We start from the raw sequence: 915 nt of genomic DNA on the forward strand, positions 1-915 counted from the left end.
CAGCGATTTCGGGCAGCGACACCAGGATCTCTCGGCCACGGATGGATAGCTGCGACAGTTCCGGCATCAGGTAGAAGGCGTGCAGCAGCGCCGACGATTTGCCCGACGGGCCGCCGGCGGGATGGGTCTGCTCGACCAGCGTGACCTTCACACCGGCTTTGGCCAGATCATAAGCCGCGCTCGATCCGACAATACCGGCACCGACGACGATGACGTCGCTTCCATTTCGCATGGCTGTTCCCCACAGTCTCTTGGCTGCTTTTCGACAAGGTAGGGCCAGCGATCGCGCAATGTCAACATCTCTTCATTGTTGACCGAGATTTAAATCTCTGTAATAAACTCGACAAAACAAGAGAACACGGATTCCGGGGAGGCCCATGGCGATACGCGATGTTCTGATGCGCGGGGATCTTGCGCTGACGCCGTCGGAGGAGAAGATCGTCCGACTGCTGTTGACGGACTATCCGACCTCCGGCCTCGGCACCGCCTCATCGCTCGCCCGGCGCGCTGGCGTCAGCGATCCAACCGTGGTGCGGCTGGTGATGAAGCTCGGCTATGAAGGGTTTCCGGATTTCCAGGCGAGGCTTTTGGCCGAAGTCGAGGCAAGACTGCACTCGCCGCTGCTGATGATGGAGGCCAAGCGGCAGAGCGGTTCCAACGACAGCGCCGTGCTGGCCTATCTCGATAGCGTCACCACGGCCTTGCAGAAAGCCACCGCCGCGACACCCGTCCAGACTTACGAGCGGGCGGCCCGCTTGCTGATGGAGGCCAAGGGCGAGATCGTGCTGGTTGGCGGCCGGTTCAGCCGCCACATCGCCGGCATGCTGGCCGGCTATCTCGTGCAGTTCCGCTCCGGGGTTCGCGATCTCGGCGTGCTCTCTCCGCAGATCTTCGACACGCTGGCCGACCTCGGCC

2 protein-coding genes are annotated in these 915 nt (G+C 62.4%); one reads left to right on the forward strand and one right to left on the reverse strand.

Annotated features, from left to right (window positions below; translation table 11 throughout):
- Positions 1 to 232 (reverse strand): FAD-dependent oxidoreductase (locus EN914_RS36730; RefSeq protein WP_164779230.1); only part of this gene is annotated, 232 nt, incomplete at its 3' end.
- A 145-nt stretch (positions 233 to 377) separates the two neighbouring features.
- Here EN914_RS36730 and EN914_RS36735 point away from each other — a divergent pair.
- Positions 378 to 915, forward strand: a 538-nt coding sequence (locus EN914_RS36735; RefSeq protein WP_164779231.1) for a MurR/RpiR family transcriptional regulator, incomplete at its 3' end; no start/stop codon positions are given.

Source organism: Mesorhizobium sp. M7A.F.Ca.CA.001.08.2.1, assembly GCF_003998455.1.
Lineage (GTDB): Bacteria > Pseudomonadota > Alphaproteobacteria > Rhizobiales > Rhizobiaceae > Mesorhizobium > Mesorhizobium ciceri.